This window comes from Streptomyces sp. ADI95-17, assembly GCF_003846175.1.
GTDB classification, from domain to species: Bacteria; Actinomycetota; Actinomycetes; order Streptomycetales; family Streptomycetaceae; genus Streptomyces; species Streptomyces sanglieri.
The window spans coordinates 837,317-855,115 of record NZ_ML123048.1 but is presented as its reverse complement, the minus strand read 5'-3'; the positions used below and the strand labels follow the sequence as shown (position 1 = coordinate 855,115).

Annotated in this window: 13 protein-coding genes; 8 read left to right on the top strand and 5 right to left on the bottom strand. The window is 70.3% G+C overall.

The window, feature by feature from the left end; all coding sequences use genetic code 11:
• Positions 1 to 13: 13 nt before the first annotated feature.
• The gene (locus EES42_RS26795) at positions 14 to 319 is read left to right on the top strand and encodes a 4a-hydroxytetrahydrobiopterin dehydratase (protein ID WP_124720802.1); all 306 of its coding nucleotides are present in this window, start codon (positions 14 to 16) and stop codon (positions 317 to 319) included.
• Between the two features lie 48 nt (positions 320 to 367).
• Here EES42_RS26795 and EES42_RS26790 read toward each other — a convergent pair whose 3' ends face one another.
• Together EES42_RS26790 and EES42_RS26785 are read right to left on the bottom strand one after the other, a co-directional pair.
• Complete coding sequence (locus EES42_RS26790; RefSeq protein ID WP_124720801.1) at positions 368 to 1,330, bottom strand: LysR family transcriptional regulator; 963 nt, start codon at positions 1,328 to 1,330, stop codon at positions 368 to 370.
• 113 nt (positions 1,331 to 1,443) lie between these two features.
• Entirely contained in the window at positions 1,444 to 4,392 is a 2,949-nt protein-coding gene (locus tag EES42_RS26785; RefSeq protein WP_124720800.1) for a hypothetical protein, read from the bottom strand.
• 342 nt (positions 4,393 to 4,734) lie between these two features.
• On the opposite strand from EES42_RS26785, the gene EES42_RS26780 reads away from it, so the two are divergent.
• The 3 genes from EES42_RS26780 to EES42_RS26770 all read left to right on the top strand — a co-directional run bounded on the left by EES42_RS26780 (position 4,735) and on the right by EES42_RS26770 (position 7,913).
• Entirely contained in the window at positions 4,735 to 5,664 is a 930-nt protein-coding gene (locus tag EES42_RS26780) for a class I SAM-dependent methyltransferase (RefSeq protein ID WP_124720799.1), read from the top strand.
• A gap of 281 nt (positions 5,665 to 5,945) precedes the next feature.
• Positions 5,946 to 7,067, top strand: a complete 1,122-nt coding sequence (locus tag EES42_RS26775; RefSeq protein WP_266489132.1) for a CaiB/BaiF CoA transferase family protein — start codon at positions 5,946 to 5,948, stop codon at positions 7,065 to 7,067.
• A gap of 303 nt (positions 7,068 to 7,370) precedes the next feature.
• A complete protein-coding gene (locus EES42_RS26770) occupies positions 7,371 to 7,913 on the top strand; it encodes a hypothetical protein (protein ID WP_124720797.1) in 543 nt (180 codons plus the stop codon).
• 385 nt (positions 7,914 to 8,298) lie between these two features.
• Here the strand turns inward: EES42_RS26770 and EES42_RS26765 are convergent, their stop codons facing one another.
• Entirely contained in the window at positions 8,299 to 8,781 is a 483-nt protein-coding gene (locus EES42_RS26765; RefSeq protein WP_124720796.1) for an RICIN domain-containing protein, read from the bottom strand.
• A gap of 86 nt (positions 8,782 to 8,867) precedes the next feature.
• Positions 8,868 to 9,704 carry an aldo/keto reductase gene (locus tag EES42_RS26760; protein WP_124720795.1) on the bottom strand — a complete coding sequence of 279 codons (837 nt, stop codon included), beginning with the start codon at positions 9,702 to 9,704 and terminating at the stop codon, positions 8,868 to 8,870.
• Between the two features lie 347 nt (positions 9,705 to 10,051).
• Between EES42_RS26760 and EES42_RS26755 the strand changes: the two genes are divergently transcribed.
• The 4 genes from EES42_RS26755 to EES42_RS26740 all read left to right on the top strand — a co-directional run bounded on the left by EES42_RS26755 (position 10,052) and on the right by EES42_RS26740 (position 15,869).
• A complete protein-coding gene (locus EES42_RS26755; protein ID WP_124720794.1) occupies positions 10,052 to 10,837 on the top strand; it encodes a Tat pathway signal sequence domain protein in 786 nt (261 codons plus the stop codon).
• Positions 10,838 to 11,055: 218 nt separating this feature from the next.
• On the top strand, positions 11,056 to 12,141 hold the full coding sequence (locus EES42_RS26750; protein WP_241196596.1) for a chitinase: 1,086 nt from the start codon (positions 11,056 to 11,058) through the stop codon (positions 12,139 to 12,141).
• 9 nt (positions 12,142 to 12,150) lie between these two features.
• The gene (locus tag EES42_RS26745; RefSeq protein WP_124720793.1) at positions 12,151 to 13,791 is read left to right on the top strand and encodes a glycosyl hydrolase family 8; all 1,641 of its coding nucleotides are present in this window, start codon (positions 12,151 to 12,153) and stop codon (positions 13,789 to 13,791) included.
• An 11-nt stretch (positions 13,792 to 13,802) separates the two neighbouring features.
• Positions 13,803 to 15,869, top strand: coding sequence for a PQQ-dependent sugar dehydrogenase (locus EES42_RS26740; protein ID WP_124720792.1), 2,067 nt, complete (start codon positions 13,803 to 13,805; stop codon positions 15,867 to 15,869).
• A 118-nt stretch (positions 15,870 to 15,987) separates the two neighbouring features.
• Here EES42_RS26740 and EES42_RS26735 read toward each other — a convergent pair whose 3' ends face one another.
• Positions 15,988 to 17,787: an AMP-dependent synthetase/ligase gene (locus EES42_RS26735; protein WP_124720791.1), complete on the bottom strand. Its 1,800-nt coding sequence runs from the start codon at positions 17,785 to 17,787 to the stop codon at positions 15,988 to 15,990.
• Between the last annotated feature and the right edge of the window lie 12 nt (positions 17,788 to 17,799).

The window sequence follows — 17,799 nt, the reverse complement described above, 5'->3', positions numbered from 1 at the left end:
AGGGAGTCGCCGTATGCCCGCCGCACCGCTGTCGCAGCAGGAGATCGAGGACCGTCTGGGCGACCTGCCCGGCTGGTCGCTGGAAGGGGACCGGATCACCTGCACCTACCGGCTCCACAGCCACTTCGCCGCCCTCGGGCTGACCGCGCACGTCGCCGCGATCCAGGACGAGCTGAACCACCACTCCGACCTGACCCTCGGCTACAACACCGTCTCCCTCTCCGTGAACACGCACGACGCGGGCGATGTGGTCACCGAGAACGACCTGAAGCTGGCCGCGCGAGTGGCGGCGATCGCCGACGGACACGGGGTGCGGTAGCCGGAGTGGCACACGGGGCGCGGCCCATGACGCGCTACCCGTCACATGTCACATCGCCGCCCCGAACCGCGGATGCGCGGCGAGCCAGCGCGTGTAGCTCTCGCTGCGCTCCGCCGCCTCCGCGTACGCCGCCCTGGTGTGCCCGCTCACCGCGCCCGCCGCCGCACCGGCCGCCGCCGACCGCGGATGCCAGCCCAGCAGATGGCGCCAGCTGAGCGGCGAGCCGGCGATCGGCCGTGTCACCACCCCGGGCGTCGGCGGGAACGTGGCCCGGCACAGTCCGACCGCCCGGCCCACCTGTACGAGATGGACGACCGACGCCGTGTCCGTCTCGTACACCGAGACCGGGCTGAACCCGGCCCGCGCGCAGGCGCCGACGAAACAGTCGGCGAAGCAGCCCTCGCCCGGCACGTCCGCCCAGCACTCGTCCGCCAGGGCGGAGAGGCTGAGCTCCTGCGCACCGGCCAGCGGATGGGAATCCGGCAGCATCACGAAGACCGGGTCGATGCCGATCACCTGCCAGGTCAACCGGTCGGGCGCGGGCGGCGGGCTCTGACCGCACGTGCCGATGAGCGCGAAGTCGAGCCTGCCGTCGACCAGCTGGGCGGCGATCTCACCGACCGACCAGGAGGTGTACGTGGACACGGGAGCGGCCGGGTGCGCGCTGACCAGCCGGTCCACCAGACCGCCCAGCAGCGGTCCGTGCGTGCCGCCCAGCCGGAAGCGCTCCATGGTCCCCCAGGCATTGGCGAACCGCACCGCCTCCTCCTGGAGTTCGCTCACGGCGGGCAGCACCACCCGGGCCCGTTCCAGCACCAGCTCGCCGAGGAGCGTGGGCCGGGCGCCGGTGTGGTCCCGGTCGAACAGCGGGCCGCCGAGCGCCTTCTCGATCCTCCGCAACTGCGCGCTCAGGGCGGGCTGGGCGAGCCCGAGGGCCGCGGCCGCCTTGGTCAGGCTCCCGGTGTCGGCGATGGCACGTACGGTACGCAGATGGCGTAACTCCAGCTCCATAAGCGCAAGTTATGGGCCCGGAGGCCTACCGGCAATATGCCGGTGTCCAATCGGTGGCGGTGTGTCCGGAACGACGGCGTACCCCTGAACGCCCCGGACCCGTCCGCGTCCGTTTATCCGTCGGTGAGCTTGACCAACTCGACGCCGCTGTACGCCGGTATCCCGTCCCGGGTGACGACGGCGCGGACCGTGACCCAGCCCGTGGCACCGCCGGGGTCCGGGGCGAGCCACACACTGCCGTCGGCGTCGGTGACCAGGTGTGCGATCGGCCGGCCCTCGATCTCCCACTCGATGTCCGCGCCGCTCAGGTCGACCGGTGCGCCGTCCCAGGCGGCGAGGGCCAGCGCCGCCCGGGTGGTGCCGGCGGCGGGGAGCTCGGAGGGCGTGGCGGTGAGCCGCAGGTCGGCGTGGATCGTGTCGGACCGGTAGCCCGCCAGATCCGCCGGGTACCACGCGAGCTCGGGAACGAACCGGCCGCCCGTCCAGCGCGCGAGGTGGCCGGGCCGGTGGTGCGCGTCGTCGATCAGCGCGTACGTCGGGGTTCCGTGCTCGGAGGCGACGAAGCCGTGCGGCGCGACGGTCACCGTGCCCAGGGTGCCGGGCAGCGGCAGCGCGCGAGGCTGGATGTCGTGGCTGGCCACGATCTCCACGCCCCCGTCGAACACCGTCCGCGACACCTTCAGGTCCTCGGTGAGGTACCGGAACCCGGTCATCCGCCGCCCGAAGTACCGGCCGGCGACCCGTCGCTGGACCAGCGAGAGGCCCTTGAGCATCTCGAATCCGCGCCCCGCCCTGAAGTCCCGCTCCATGTGCTGCGCCTGGTAGTGCAGATTGAGGCCGAAGGCCAGCGCCCAGCTCAGGTTCTCGGTGGTGTCGACGCCCCGGTCGAGGTTGTGCGGGTAGAACGCGACCTTGTCGTGCATGACAGCCGTGCCGAGCGGCCACTGCTGCACGACGACGCCGTTGCGGTTGGGCCCGTCGTAGGTGTTGGCCCGGTCGCCCTGCATGGTGTTGAGGAAGAAGCCGAGGCTCGACGCCAGGGTCTGGAAGAGCCGGTCCCCGCCCACCCCCTCGGTGCCGATCGGCAGGATCGCGGCGGACTGCGCGGTCTGCTCCACCAGCTCCTCGCCGTACGCGTACGGCGGCGCGCAGAAGTCGGCCGAGTAGTCGTACTCCCGGCGCGCGATCTCGTCCTGGAACATCATGTCCAGTCCGTAGGTGTCGCGGAACGTGCGGAGCTGGTCGAGGATCAGCGCCCGGGGCGCCTTCCGCCAGCCGCCGATGAGATACCCGAGGTTGTCGGTGTGGGTCTTGGTGACCAGCTTGCCGTGCCCGTCGCGGATCCCGATCCGCTCGACGCCGCCGAGCTCCGCCACCGCCCGGCTGTCGGGGTGCCACCACGTCGGGTTGGTGTACGCGCTGGCGTAGTGCCCGCCGTCGTGGATGGTGTCGACGATCCGCTGGAACTGGGCCGGCCCGCCGAGATAGTCGAAGGTGAGGAAGTCCGGGTAGTGGTGGTCGTGCTGCCCGTCGGAGTAGTAGCTGGCCAGCTCCACGCTGTACGGCCCGCCGGGCACGGCACGCAGGTATTCGAGGGCCGCTTCCGGCCGGCCCGTCGCCCAGGTGCCGCCGGTAGGCTGCCACAGGTCCACCTTGAGGTGCACCGCGTCGGGCAGCCCCGCGCTCAGCCGCGGGCCGAGCTTGTCCGGCAGCCCGCGCCAGGAGTCCATCCCGTTGTCCGCCCGGTAGGCCGCGAACAGGTCGAACGCGGTGCCTCCGGCCACCAGCCGGGTCGCGGGCAGCCCCCCGGACCCGCCGGGGGCGATCCAGGCGTCCAGCCGGTGCATCAGCCCGGTCAGGGACTCCTCACGGGCCCGGGCGCCCACGAAACCGAACTGCGTCGGGCGGTAGGGCTTCGCGCTCGCGGGCTGTACGGAGTACACGCCGAGCGCGGAGTCGTCCTCCTCGAACAGGATCAGGTCGTGGGTCGCGGTGGGCATGCCGTAATTCGCGTAGAAGCCACCGGCGAGCACCGACCGGGTGTGGGCGAGCCCGCCCCACTTCGGCGCGATGCCGAGCATGGTGCCGTCGGCGGGGATCACCCGGTACGCCACCTCGGGGCAGGTGATCTTGAGGATGGGCCGGGACCAGAGGTTCCGGACGGCGGTGGGGCGCAGTTCGAGACGGCCCGCACGGAGCCGTACCGTCAGCTCGGCGGCGAAGAAGCCGGGCACGGTGAGGCCGACCCTGGCCTCGTCGGCGGCGACCCGGGTGACATCGACCGTGGCCTCGTCGGAGAAGACGCCGGTGCCGTTGTCGTAGTGCACGGCGAGCGGCAGCACGCCGGGGGACTGGACCCGGCCGCCGGACCTCCAGTCGAGCAGCCGGCCGCGATCGTCGATGAGGACCCGGTCCGCGCCGCTGGTCAGCTCCAGCGCACCGGCCCGGCTCCAGCCGGCCACCGGCCCGCCGTCACCGACCACCTCCACGGAGTCGATGTCGAGCACGAGCGGATCGGCCGACTGCTTGTCGTCGGGGAAGAACACCAGCACCAGCCGGCGCAGCGGGTGGGTGAGCCGGCCGTCGCCCTTCCCGCTCCATGTCATCCGGGCCAGCCGCTGCGGCTCGAACGTGACCCGGGTCCGCCCGTCGAAACCGGCCGGGTCGACCCTGCCGGCCAGCGTCCCCCACTCCTCGCTGTCCCCGTCGAAGAGCTTCAGCCAGAGGTTGCCCTTCTTCGGCGTGACGCCGGTGAGCCACACCGACACCCGGGCGAGGCCGGGCACGTACGGGCTCGGGAACGCCATCGAGAACTCGCTGTACGGGCCGGTCATGGTGACCCGTGCCTGTCCGGCCGTGCCGGTGGCCGCGAGGGTGGTGTTGTGCAGTGTGGTCGGCGGCAGATCGTGCGGTGTGCCGTCGATGACGAGGCGCACGGTCTCGGCGGCGGCGGTGGCGTCGTCACCGGGGGCGGGTGCGGCGACGGCGGGTGCCGCCGCGGCCAGGGCGACGGCCGGTGCGGACACGGCGGCGGTTCCGGCAAGGAAGGTGCGGCGCTTCATGAGTACGCTCCGGCGTCGGCTCGATGGGGGCGGGCGAGTGCACCGTATGGGCTCGGCCATAACGCGTCAACACTGTTGCCGCACAAGCTTGTTGGGCGATGAATTAGCGCGCTAAGGCCGGTGTGGGGGTGATGCTCGCGGTACCGGCCCCTCGCCTGCCTCGCTCACCAGGGAAAATGCCTCCGAGGCGGTGCGCCGCCCTGTCTCGGGGGTGATCTTGATCCGGCAGTGCTTCACGCGTGAATGGTTCGCCGGGTGAGGGGGCATGACGCGTCATGTGTGCGAGTTGCCGAACCGGCAACAATACTTGCCAGAACGTCGGTGCGGGGTGAGGCTGGCTCCATGAGTCAGCGAACCGACCACGGTCATCACCGGCACACCTCCCAGGGCCACCACCACGGCGCTCCCCAGGGGCATCACCACGACAACGACGACCTCGACTGGGACGTCATGGGGCCGATGCTGGAGCAGGAGGCCGAAGTCGGCCGGCCGCAGTACGAGGAAGCCGCCCGCTGGATCGCCGGGCTCCCCACGGCGCCGCAGGTGCGCAGGGTCCTCGACATCGGCAGCGGACCGGGGGTGATCTCCTGCCTGCTCGCCGAGGTGTTCCCCGAGGCGGAGGTCGTCGCCGTCGACGCCACCCCGGCTCTTCTGGAGCGCACCCGCGCCCGGGCCGAAAAGCTCGGCCTCGGCGACCGGGTCCGCACCCGGCACGCCGACATCCCCGACGACCTCGAAGGACTGGGCGAGGCGGACCTCATCTGGGTGGGCAACGCCCTGCACCACATGGGCGACCAGCGCGCCGTCCTCGCCGGCTTCGCCGCACTGCTGCGGCCCGGCGGAACGGTGGCCCTGGCCGAGGGCGGTCTGCAGCCCCGCCGCCTCCCGCGCGACATCGGCATGGGGCGGCCCGGCCTGGAGGCCAGGCTCGAAGCGATCAACGCGGAACGGTTCGAGAACATGCGGGCCGCGCTGCCCGGGGCCAAGCGGGAGACGGAGGACTGGAGCGCCCTGATCGCCGCGGTGGGGCTGGAGCCGCAGGGCACCCGCAGCTTCCTGCTCGACCTTCCGGCACCGCTCCCCGGCCAGGCCCGCGACCATGTCGTCGCCGAAATCGGACGCCGCCGCGAGATGTTCGCCGACGACCTCTCGGCCGAGGACATCGCCGTACTCGACCGGCTGCTCGACCCCGAGGACCCGGCCGGACTGCGCCGGCGTTCCGATGTCTTCCTGCTCTCGGTGCGTACCGTGCACCTGGGCCGACGGGGCTGACGCCCGCCCCGGCGGCCCATCGACGGATTGGAGTGGTTCGGGGTGTCCGGACAGGACATCTCGTCCACTGGCACGGGGTGTGCGGCATGCCCAGGATGAGGCTTCGCGATCGCGGCCATCAGTGGCCCGGCGCATGAGAAGCCGCATCGAGAGGGAGCCGAATGCAGCACACCCCAGCCACCCCGTCCGCTCAAGAAGCCGCGTCAACTTCCCAGTCGCAACGGCGAGTTACCGACGGACGTCCGGGGGACACCTCCGTTCCCGGTCCTCTGTCGGGTGTCGTGGTCGCCGACTTCGGACGGGTGCTGGCCGCCCCGTACGCCACGATGCTCCTCGCGGACCTGGGCGCCGACGTCATCAAGGTGGAACGTCCCGGCGCGGGCGACGACACCCGGGCCTGGGGGCCGCCGCACGCCCATGGGGAGTCGACGTACTTCCTGTCCGTGAACCGCAACAAACGGTCCTTCGCCATCGATCTCGGCACACCGGAAGGGCGCCGCGACGCCCACGAACTGGTGCGCCGGGCCGATGTGCTCTTCGAGAACTTCCGCCCCGGCACGATGGACAGGCACGGCCTCTCCTACGCGCAGGCCGAGGCGCTCAACCCCGGCATCGTCTACTGCTCGGTGACCGGATTCGGATCCGGCGAAGGCGCCGCGCTGCCCGGCTACGACCTGCTGCTGCAAGCGGTCGGCGGGCTGATGAGCGTCACCGGGCCCGCACCCGGGCAGCCCGTCAAGACAGGGGTGGCGCTCGTCGATGTGCTCACCGGCCTGCACGCGGCCGTGGGCGTCATGGCGGCGCTGCGCCACCGCGACGCGACCGGTGAAGGCCAGCACGTCGAGGTCGATCTGCTGTCCTCGCTGCTGTCGAGCATGGTGAACCAGGCAGGCGGCTACACCCTGGCCGGTCAGGTGCCGGGCATCCTCGGCAACCGTCACCCGTCCATCGCCCCGTACGAGGTCTACCGGGCGGCGGACCGGCCGCTGGTCGTCGCCGTCGGCAACGACCGGCAGTTCCGTGCCCTGTGCCGGGGCCTGGGCGCCGAGGAGCTGGCCACCGACCCCCGGTTCGTTTCGAACGCGGGCCGGGTCGCACACGTCGACGCGCTGGCCGAGGAGATCTCCACGCGGCTCGCCCCGCGCACCGCGGCCGAGTGGTTCGACCTGCTCACCCCGCTCGGGGTGCCCTGCGGCCCGGTCAACGACCTCGCGGGCGCCTTCGATCTCGCCGAGCGCCTGGGCCTGTCGCCGCTGGTCACACCGGCCGACGCGGACCCCGACGACCCCATGCGCCTGGTGGCCAACCCCATCGGGCTGTCCCGCACCCCGCCGCGCTACGAACGGCGGCCGCCGCGTGTCGGTGAGCACACCGGGGACCTCAGGCGCTGGCTGGACGGCTGACCTGGGCATTTGCGGCACCAGTGTCTTGCCCGGCCCGTGTCAAGGCAAGACACACTGCCGCCGGGGTGAGTGGGCATCAGAAAGTCCCCTGTGCAGCCTAATGGCGAGTCAACCCACCTACGAGCAGGGGCAGTTGGAACTCATCTAATGATGTGAAAATCGCATATCGCGTATTTCATGTAACCCGACTGGCGCTCGGGCGTCGACCTTCGACGTGTCTGAAATGACACGTATTCGGATCGTCAGTAATTTCATCCGCAGATCGACCGCATCGGTCGGTCTCTCTGAGACAGGAGAAGCGACATGATTACGCGTTCCACGATCGTTACGGCTGCCGTCGCGGCCGCCGCGGCCCTCGCCGCCACCGGCATCACCTACGCTTCGGCTGCCACCTCCGAGCCGGCTCAGGCGGCGGCCCCGGCCGTCCAGCAGGCTGCTCCCGTTTCGGCTCTCGGCGGCGGCGACGTCGGCAAGGGCAACGAGGGCAAGGGCGGCGGCAACGAGCGAGGTGGCGGCTACGGCGGGGGCCGGGACCACTACGAGGGTCGCATCCACATCAACGAGCGGACGTACAGTGACGAGCTCGGCGGCTGCGTGACCGTGGTCAGTGGCCTCGGCTCCAAGACCCTCAACATCCGCAACGACAGCCGCCACACGGTCGAGGTCTTCCGCGGGGTCACCTGCGACAACGGCGCCCCCATCGCCACCGTCGGACCGCACAGCGACAGCAACGGGGTGCACCCGGGCCACGTCGAGGGCGGTGTGTGGGTCAAGAACGGTGTCGTGGGCAGCTTCCGGGTGATCGAGCGTCACTTCGACGACGACCGCGGTGGCAAGGACTGGTAAATCCGAGTCACTCAGGTGACGTAGAACCCCGGCCCGCCGTAATCGGGCCGGGGCTCCATTCAGGCTATCCGACCGGGGCGACCCGGTCGGATAGCCTGACCTGAACGAGCAACCACAGGTTCGAACACCTGCCAGGCCATATTAAAGCCGGACGGCGAGGCTCTGCCAGCCGACCGGTACGGCCCTTGGCGGGGCCCGGCGACCGGGCGGCAGAACGTGGCGTCGGCGTGGCAGACGCCGCCCATGTGCCAGCCGCCAGGGGGTCGGCGGGTCGTCTTGGCCCAGGCGAGTGACGGCCCGGGGCGGGACGGCCCCGAAGGGTCGCCGGGACGGCGGTCCGCACTACGCACAGCCGCACATGTCCCCGTGCGGGCCTGTATCCGGCCTATGCGCCGGTGGCGTCCCGCACCGGTTCCAGCCGCCACCACTGGCCGAGGGAGTCGGTGTCCTCCCACTGCTGGACCCGAGCGCCGTCCGCCGTGCTGCCGTCGGCGACTTCGAGGACGAGTCCGCTGATGAAGCTGACCAGGGTCACCACTCCCGGCGTTTCCAGGTGCCGCTCGACCAGCCATTCCTGGGCGCCGAAGTTGTTGGCCCGCCACTGCTGGATCACGGCGCCGTTCTCGGTCGAGGCGTTGGCGACGTCCAGGCGCTTCCCGCTGTGGACATTGACCAGGTAGTGGAGCGCCGCGCCCTCGTGCACGGGCGAGAGCTGCCAGTGCTGGGAGGCCGATCCGGTCTCCGGGCCCTGCTGCACCGGGGCGCCGCCGCCCTTGGCGGAGCCGTACACCTCCAGCAGCAGTCCGCTGGCCACATTGCGCAGCTGATAGCGGCCCGCGGCGACGACGGGTGCGGTGTCCCCGCTCATGGTTCCGGTCCCTTCAGCCCCAGGGCTGTCCAGTGGCGGACCGCCGCCCGGCTCGGCAGCCGGGCGGCGGTCCGTCTCGTCGTGGCTCAGGCGCCGACGTTGAACTCGGCGGGGTCCGGGCCGAGGCGCTTGCCCTCGTCCAGCGCGGCGAGCGCGGCCAGGTCGTCGGCGTCCAGCTCGAAGCCGAACACATCGAGGTTCTCCGCGATCCGGGACGGCGTCACGGACTTCGGGATCACCACATTGCCGAGCTGGAGGTGCCAGCGGAGCACCACCTGGGCGGCCGTGCGGTCGTGCTTGCGGGCGATCGCGACGACCGTCGGGACCTCCAGGAGGCCCTTGCCCTGGCCCAGCGGAGACCACGCCTCGGTGGCGATGTTGTGCTTGGCGTGGAAGGCGTGCGACTCGGCCTGCTGGAGCTGGGGGTGGAGCTCGATCTGGTTGACCGCCGGGACCACGGAGGTCTCGCCGAGCAGCCGCTCCAGGTGCCCGGGGAGGAAGTTCGACACACCGATGGCCTTCGCGCGGCCGTCTGCGTGGATCTTCTCGAACGCCTTGTACGTGTCGACGTACGCGTCCTTGGCCGGCACCGGCCAGTGGATCAGGTACAGGTCCACGTAGTCCAGGCCAAGCTTGTCGAGCGAGGTGTCGAAGGCGCGCAGTGTCGAGTCGTAGCCCTGCTCGCTGTTCCACAGCTTCGTGGTGACGAACAGCTCTTCGCGCGGGACACCGCAGGCCGCGATCGCCCGGCCGGTGCCCTGCTCGTTCTCGTATATCGCAGCGGTGTCGATGCTCCGGTACCCGGACTCGATGGCCGTGGCGACCGCCTTCGCGGCCTCGTCGTCCGGCACCTGCCAGACGCCGAAACCGAGCTGAGGCATCTCGACGCCATTGTTGAGAGTGATGGAGGGGACCTGGCTCACGAGCGGTCGATCCTTACGTCGTCGGTTGGTACTCCCGTGGTCAACGATCACCGGCCGCCAGACATTCCCCCTGCCGCCCGAAGTTCCGAGGGCTCGCGCCGTCGCCCCTCGACGCACTGTCTTTGCTCCGGCCTCTTTCGTCCGGGCCGTTGACCGAGACCCGTCAGCACGCGACTCTTGAGCACGTCGCTGAACAACGGACACCCTTGTGAACGCGGCGACGGTGCGAGAACGCGCGAGAGCGCGCGAGAACGGCGCGGCAACGGCGCGAGAAATCCCGTGATACCCCCGTGGTACGGCGCGACAACTCCCGAGATCCCGAACGAACGACTCCGAGCGAGGTCGAAGTGACGAACCCTTCCAGGCGGGCACTGCTCGGTGCGGCCCTCGGCGGCGCCGTCGCCGCAACCGCCGGGCTCCCCGCCACCGCCCACGCGGCGAGCTGGAAACTGCGCTGGTCCCCCTCGGCGAGCGGTGACGGACTCGGCGCCTTCGAGACCGTCGAGGACGACCGGGCCGACTCCCATCCGGCCGGGCAGCCGCACATCTTCGCGGAGGGCGACAACTTCCGGTTCAACATGCACACCGTCGACCGGGACACCGCGACGGACCGTCAGCGCCAGGAGGTGACCGGGCTGCGCACCGGCAGCGGCTCGTACCTGAAGTGGCTGCCCGGGGAGACCTGGCGGGTCACGTACCGCATGTACATCCCCGACTCGCTGAAGGCGACCACCAGCTTCACCCACATCATGCAGATGAAGCAGCCGGGCAACGGCACCTCGCCGATCGTCGTCCAGTCCCTGCGCCGGGTGAGCGGCGTACAGACCATCGAGCTCAAGCTGCCCGTCGCCGACATCCTCGTCGGCCGCACCGACCTCGAACCGCTCCAGAACAAGTGGATCGACGTCGACTTCCGGATCACGATCGGTGACGGGACGTCGGGCTCGGTCCGCTGGATCCTGAAGGACGGGTCGAGCACCGTCATCGACAGGTCGAAGTCCGGTGTCGACACGCTCCTCGCCGACCGGGTCCGGCCCAAGTGGGGCATCTACCGGTCGCTCGGAGACACCTCGGGATCGTTGCGGGACACCCATCTCCTGCTCACCGGCATGCGCGGCCACCAACTGGTCTGACCGGCCCGGACCGTCCCGTCAGGAGGTGGCACGACCGGCGTGCCCGGGGCGGCGGGGTGAATCCCCGCCGCCCCGCAGGGCTGCCCGCACACCGGCCAACCCGATTGCCCCGTCCGGGATTTGGGCCCACGCGGGGCATTGACAGAAAGCTCCGCAGGGAATCCTATGCAGTGTCGGTTAGGAACCTTTCCTAACACCGCAACCGGAAGGGATCATCCGTGCACCCTGCCGCACCCCCACGCCGCTTGGTGGCCGTCCTCGCGGGCCTCAGCTGTCTGCTCCTGCCCCTGCTGGGCCACCTCCCGAAGGCCTCCGCCGCCGAGAACGCGGACCGGGCCCGCTCCGACTCCACCGCCGGCACGGCGAACGGCGCCCCCGGCCCCGGCTCCCCGGCCCCCGGCATCAGGGCCGCGGGCCCCGGCGCCATGGCCGCGGCACCGTACGAGTACCTCGGCTGGGGAGACCCGCAGAAGCCGGCCGACGTGATGGCGGCGACCGGCGTGAAGTGGTTCACGCTCGCGTTCGTCCTCTCGGACGGCACCTGCAACCCGAAGTGGGACGGGGACCGGCCGCTGACCGGCGGCTCGGACCAGAAGGCCATCGACTCCATCCGGGCGGCCGGCGGTGACATCGTCGTCTCGGTGGGCGGCTGGAGCGGCGACAAGCTCGGCGAGAAGTGCACCAGCGCCACCGCGCTGGCCGGGGCCTACCAGAAGGTGATCAACGCCTACCGCCTCAAGGCGCTGGACATCGACATCGAGGACACCGAGTTCTCCAATGCCACCGTGCGGCAACGGGTGGTCGACGCCCTGAAGATCGTCAAGAACGCCAATCCGGGCATCGTGACGTACGTGACCATGGGGACCACCCCGACCGGCCCCGACGCCACCGGCAAGGACCTCATCAAGCGCGGCGCCGCCGCGGGTCTCGACAACGACGGCTGGGTCGTCATGCCGTTCGACTTCGGCGGGCACAGCGGCACGATGGGCGCCGCCACGGTCAGCGCCCTCGACGGACTGAAGGCCGCCGTGAAGAGCGCCTACGGCTACGACGACGACGCCGCCCACCGGCACATCGGGGTCTCCTCGATGAACGGGAAGACGGACGAGCCGGGCGAGACCGTCACCACCACCGACTTCCGGACGATCCTCGGCTACGCGCAGCAGCACCACATCGCGCGCTTCGCCTTCTGGTCCGTCAACCGGGACCGCGCCTGCGGCTCCGGCAGCGACGGGGACACCTGCAGCGGGGTGTCCCAGTCCCCGTACGACTTCACCAAGATCGTCGTCCAGTACAAGGGCTGAGGAGATCCCATGCGTACCACCAAGAGCAGACTGCCCCTCGGCGGAGCGGCACTCGCCGCCGCCGGACTGCTGCTGCCCCTGCTCGGAGCGCCGTCCGCCGCCGCGGCGGACACCCGCTACGAGGCGGAGAGCGCCGTACTGGCCCAGGCGGCCGTGGCGACGAACCACAACGGCTACTCGGGCACCGGCTTCGTCGACTACACCAACGTGGCCGGATCCTCCGTGGAGTTCACGGTGAACACCGCCGCCGGCAGCGACTCGCTGGCCGTCCGCTACGCCAACGGCACCACCACCGACCGGCCGCTGGACATCAGTGTGAACGGAACGGTCGTCGCCTCCGGCGTCTCCTTCGCCGGGACCGGATCCTGGGACACCTGGAAGACGAAGACCATCGGCGCGAAGCTCGCCGCCGGGACCAACACCGTCCGGGCCACCGCCACCACGGCGAACGGCGGCCCCAACCTCGACTACCTCGACACCGCGGCCCCGGCGGCCGGTGGCCCCGCGGTCCCCTTCGGCAGCCATCAACTCCCCTACGCAGCCGGGATGCTGAAGCCCTCGGGAACGCAGTCGGCACTCGACCAGGCCGTGATCAAGACGTACAACGCCTGGAAGTCCGCGTTCGTCAAGAAGAACTGCGGCAACGGCTGGTACCAGGTCATCTCGCCGGACGCAGACCACCCCTACGTCGCCGAGGCCCAGGGCTACGGGATGGTCGTCACCGCGACCATGGCGGGGGCCGACCCCGACGCGAAGACCGTCTTCGACGGCATGGTCAAGTACATGCTCGCGCACCCCTCGGTGAACAACGCCAACCTGCTGGCCGCCGAGCAGGACGCCTCCTGCAAGAGCGTCGACGGCTCCGACTCGGCGACCGACGGGGACCTCGACGTCGCCTTCGGGCTGCTCCTCGCCGACAAGCAGTGGGGCTCCACCGGCACGTACGACTACAAGGACCTCGCGGTCAGACACATCAACGCCATCAAGAAGAGCGAGGTCAACCCGACCACGCATCTGATGCTGTTCGGCGACTGGTCGGACTCCGGCGAATCCCACTACTGGATGACCCGCTCCTCGGACTGGATGATCGACCACTTCCGCGCCTTCAGGGCCGCCACCGGTGACAACACCTGGGACACCGTGCGCACCGCACACCAGAACCTGATCACTTCCCAGCAGTCCAAGTACGCCTCCGGAACAGGTCTGCTGGCGGACTTCGTCGTCAACACCAACGGCACCGCCAAGCCCGCCCCGGGCGAGGTACTGGAGAGCCCCAACGACGGCGACTACTCCTGGAACGCCTGCCGCGACCCGTGGCGCATCGGCGCCGATGCCGTCACCAGCGGGGACAGCGCCTCGCTCGCCTCGGCCCGCAAGCTCAACTCCTGGATCAAGACCAAGACCGGCGGGAACCCGGACAAGATCGCCAGCGGCTACCACCTGAACGGCTCGGTGTTCGACAGCGGCAACGACATGGCGTTCACCGCCCCGTTCGTCGTGACCGCGCTGACCGACTCCGCCTCCCAGGCCTGGCTCGACGCGCTCTGGAACAAGCTCGCCACCACGTCGATCGACCCGGGTCTCTACTACGGCGGGAGCGTCCAGCTCCAGTCGATGATCGTCGCATCCGGCAACTACTGGGTTCCCTGACGGAGGTTCAGATGCAGGCCAGAACACTCACCACGGTACGAGGAAGAGTGGCCGCCCTCACGGCCGTGCTGCTCTGTACCGCACTGGTGCAGGCGGTCCCGCAGCCGGCCTCCGCGGCCGCCATCCGGTACGAGGCGGAGTCCGCGACCATAGTCGAGGGCGCCGCCGAGTCCAACCACTCCGGCTACTCGGGCACCGGCTTCGTCAACGGTGACAACGTCGTCGGCAGCTATGTGGAGTTCACCGTCGACGCGGCCGCCGCCGGCACCGGGAAGATCGCCATCCGGTACTCCAACGGCACGGCGGACCCCCGGCCCGCCGACGTCGCCGTGGGCGGCACGGTCGTCTCGGCGGCCCGCGCCTTCAACGCCACCACCGACTGGAACACCTGGGCCACCTCCACCCTGACCACCCCGGTCAAGGCGGGCAGCAACAAGATCCGGCTCACCTCCACGACGGCCAACGGGCTGCCCAACCTGGACTACCTCGACGTCACCGTCACCGCCCCGTCGGACACCCAGGCACCCACCGCGCCCACCGCGCCCAGCTGCTCGGAGATCACCGAGAACAGCCTCACGCTCAGCTGGGGCGCCGCCACCGACGACGTGGGTGTCGTCGCGTACGACATCTACGAACACGGCAACAAGTTCGGCGAGGCACCGGGCACCACCACCACGAAGAACCTGACCGGCCTCACCCCCGGTACCACGTACAACCTCACACTGTTCGCGCGTGACGCGGCCGGCAATGTGTCGTCGGTCAGCCCCATCGTGGACTGCACCACCCTGCGCAGCTCCGACACCACCGCACCCACGGCACCCGGCACCCTGTCCACCTCGAACCTCACCGCGAACAGCGTCGCCCTGAGTTGGGGGGCGTCCACGGACGACAAGGCCGTGACCGCCTACGAGGTACGCAGCGGCAGCACCGTCTACAAGACCGTGACCGGCACCCCGCCCGCCACCACGACCACACTCACCGGGCTCGCCTGCGCCAGCCCGTACACCCTGGACGTCGTCGCCAAGGACGCGGCGGGCAACGCCTCACCGCCCAGCAACGCGGTCACCTTCACCACCCCGGACTGCGCCACCGACGGCGGAGTGCCCTCCGGCATCGCCACCGTCTCCAGCGGCTGGTCCATCCCCTGGGGCACGTACTGGATGCCCGACGGAAAGACCGCGCTGGTGACCGAACGGGACAGCTTCAAGGTGCTCAAGGCCACCCCCGACGGCACCCGCACCCAGGTCGGCACCGTACCCAACGCCGTCACGACCGACGGCGAGGGCGGCCTGCTCGGGGTCGCCGTCGACCCGAAGTGGTCCAGCAACCACTACGTGTACTTCATGCACACCGCGTCCGAGGGCAACCGGGTCGCCCGGATGACCTACGACGGAAGCTCGCTCAGCGGGTACACGGTTCTGCTCCAGGGAATCAAGAAGAGCCGGTACCACAACGGCGGACGGCTCGCCTTCGGCCCCGACGGCTATCTGTACGCGTCGACCGGCGAGGCGCAGACCCCCGACCTGGCCCAGGACAAGAACTCGCTGAACGGCAAGATCCTTCGGATGACGACGGACGGCAAGGCCGCCCCCGGCAACCCGTTCGGCAACTACGTCTACAGCTACGGACACCGCAACCCGCAGGGCCTCGCCTTCGACCGCAACGGCCGTCTGTGGGAAGCGGAGTTCGGCGACAGCAAGAAGGACGAGCTCAACCTCATCAAGCCGGGCAAGAACTACGGCTGGCCCGTCTGCGAGGGCACCTGCACCACCACCGGCATGACCAACCCGAAGAAGACCTGGAACATCTCCGAGGCCTCGCCCAGCGGGATCGCCATCGTCCGCAACGTCATCTACATGGCCGCCCTGAAGGGCGAACGGCTGTGGCGGGTGCCGATCACCGGTGACACCGAGAACCTGGGCACACCGAGCGCGTACTACGTCGGTACGTACGGCAGGCTGCGCACCGTCACCAAGGTGCCCGGCCAGGACCAGCTCTGGCTCTCCACCACCAACTGCGACAACAAGGGCAACGAACCCGACGGCTCGGACAAGCTGTTCCGCGTCTCGATCACCTAGGGCCTCTCGTCCGGATCACGCCGGGCTCGCGTGCCCCGGTGCCTGATCCGGCCTGATCCGAACGAAAAACCCTAGCGGCCGACGTCGTACGCGCTGTACCGCCGGGGCCCGTCGGGCCTCAGCGGTACAGCGCGTCGACCTCCGCCGCGTACGCCGTCTCGATCGCCCTGCGCTTCAGCTTCAGCGACGGGGTGAGCAGACCGTGCTCCTCGCTGAAGGGATGCGCCAGGATCCGGAACGTACGGATCGACTCGGCCTGCGAGACCGCCGTGTTGGCGGCCACCACCGCCCGCCGGACCTCCATCTCCAGGTCCGGATCGCGCACCAGCTCCTCCGGCTTCAGCGGCGCCCGCCCCTGCATCGCGAGCCAGTGGTCCACCGACTCCAGGTCGACCGTGACCAGGGCCGCGATGTACGGCCGGTCGTTGCCGACCACGATGCACTGCGCTACCAGCGGATGCGCCCGCACCCGCTCCTCCAGACCGGTCGGCGACACGCTCTTGCCGCCCGACGTCACCAGGATCTCCTTCTTCCGCCCGGTGATCGTCAGATAGCCGTCCTCGTCGAGCGAACCGAGATCCCCGGTGGCCAGCCAGCCCTCGCGCAGCACCGCGTCGGTGGCCTGCGGGTCGCCGAGATAGCCCCCGAACACATTGCCGCCGTGCACCCACACCTCGCCGTCCTCGGCGATGTGCACGGTCGTCCCCGGGATCGGCAGCCCGACCGTGCCGTACCTGGTGCGCTCCGGCGGATTGGCCGTGGCCGCGGCGGTCGACTCGGTCAGCCCGTAGCCCTCGTACACCGTGACGCCGGCGCCCCCGAAGAAGAGTCCGAGCCGGCGCTCCATCCCCGAACCGCCGGACATGGCGTGCCGGATCCGGCCGCCCATCGCGTCGCGCACCTTCTTGTACACGACCTTGTCGAAGAACTGGTGCTGCATCCGCAGCCCGGCGGACGGCCCCGGACCGGTCCCGAACGCCCGCGCCTCCAGTGCCTCCGCGTACTTCACCGCGATGTCCACGGCCTTGTCGAACGGCCCGATCCGGCCCTCCGCCTCGGCCTTGCGGCGGGCGGCGTCGAAGACCTTCTCGAAGATGTACGGAACCGCCAGGATGAACGTCGGCCGGAACGACATCAGGTCCGGCATCAGGGCCCTGGCCGACAGCTCCGGCTGGTGGCCCAGCTTCACCCGGCCCCGGATCGCCGCGATCTCGACCATCCGGCCGAAGACATGGGCCAGTGGCAGGAAGAGCAGGGTCGCCGCCTCGTCACCCGGCCTGGACCGGAAGACCGACCGCCAGCGGGCGACCATGGTGTCCGTCTCGAACATGAAATTGGCGTGCGTGAGCACACAGCCCTTGGGCCGCCCCGTCGTTCCCGAGGTGTAGATGACCGTCGCCACCGACTCGGGCGTCACCGCGCGGCGGTGGCGGTGCACCACCTCGTCCTCGACGTCCGCCCCCGCTCCGACCAGCTCGGACACCGCGCCGGCGTCCAGCTGCCAGAGCCGCTTGAGACCGGGCAGCCGGTCGATCACCGAGGCGATCGTCATGGCGTGGTCCTCGTGCTCGACCATCACCGCCGACACCTCGGCGTCGTGCAGCATCCACAGCACCTGCTCGGCCGAGGACGTCGGATAGACCGGTACGGACTGGGCGCCCACCGCCCACAGCGCGAGGTCGAAGAGCGTCCACTCGTAGCGCGTGCGCGACATCAGGGCCACCCGGTCGCCGAATCTGACGCCGTGCGCGATCAGCCCCTTGGCCAGCGCCAGCACCTCGTCGCGGAACGCCGCAGCAGTGACATCCCGCCATTGTCCGCTCGCGTCTTTCCGACCGAGCGCGACTCGGTCCGGGTCCTCCTCGGCATGGTCGAACACCACATCGGCCAGGCCGCCCACGAGGGGCGCGGCCGCCATGGGTGGGACAGT

Coding starts and splice junctions, on each gene's coding strand:
- EES42_RS26795 (WP_124720802.1), top strand. CDS start 14: ATGCCCGCCGCACCGCTGTCGCAGCAGGAGATCGAGGACCGTCTGGGC.
- EES42_RS26790 (WP_124720801.1), bottom strand. CDS start 1,330: ATGGAGCTGGAGTTACGCCATCTGCGTACCGTACGTGCCATCGCCGAC.
- EES42_RS26785 (WP_124720800.1), bottom strand. CDS start 4,392: ATGAAGCGCCGCACCTTCCTTGCCGGAACCGCCGCCGTGTCCGCACCG.
- EES42_RS26780 (WP_124720799.1), top strand. CDS start 4,735: ATGAGTCAGCGAACCGACCACGGTCATCACCGGCACACCTCCCAGGGC.
- EES42_RS26770 (WP_124720797.1), top strand. CDS start 7,371: ATGATTACGCGTTCCACGATCGTTACGGCTGCCGTCGCGGCCGCCGCG.
- EES42_RS26765 (WP_124720796.1), bottom strand. CDS start 8,781: ATGAGCGGGGACACCGCACCCGTCGTCGCCGCGGGCCGCTATCAGCTG.
- EES42_RS26745 (WP_124720793.1), top strand. CDS start 12,151: ATGCGTACCACCAAGAGCAGACTGCCCCTCGGCGGAGCGGCACTCGCC.
- EES42_RS26740 (WP_124720792.1), top strand. CDS start 13,803: ATGCAGGCCAGAACACTCACCACGGTACGAGGAAGAGTGGCCGCCCTC.
- EES42_RS26735 (WP_124720791.1), bottom strand. CDS start 17,787: ATGGCGGCCGCGCCCCTCGTGGGCGGCCTGGCCGATGTGGTGTTCGAC.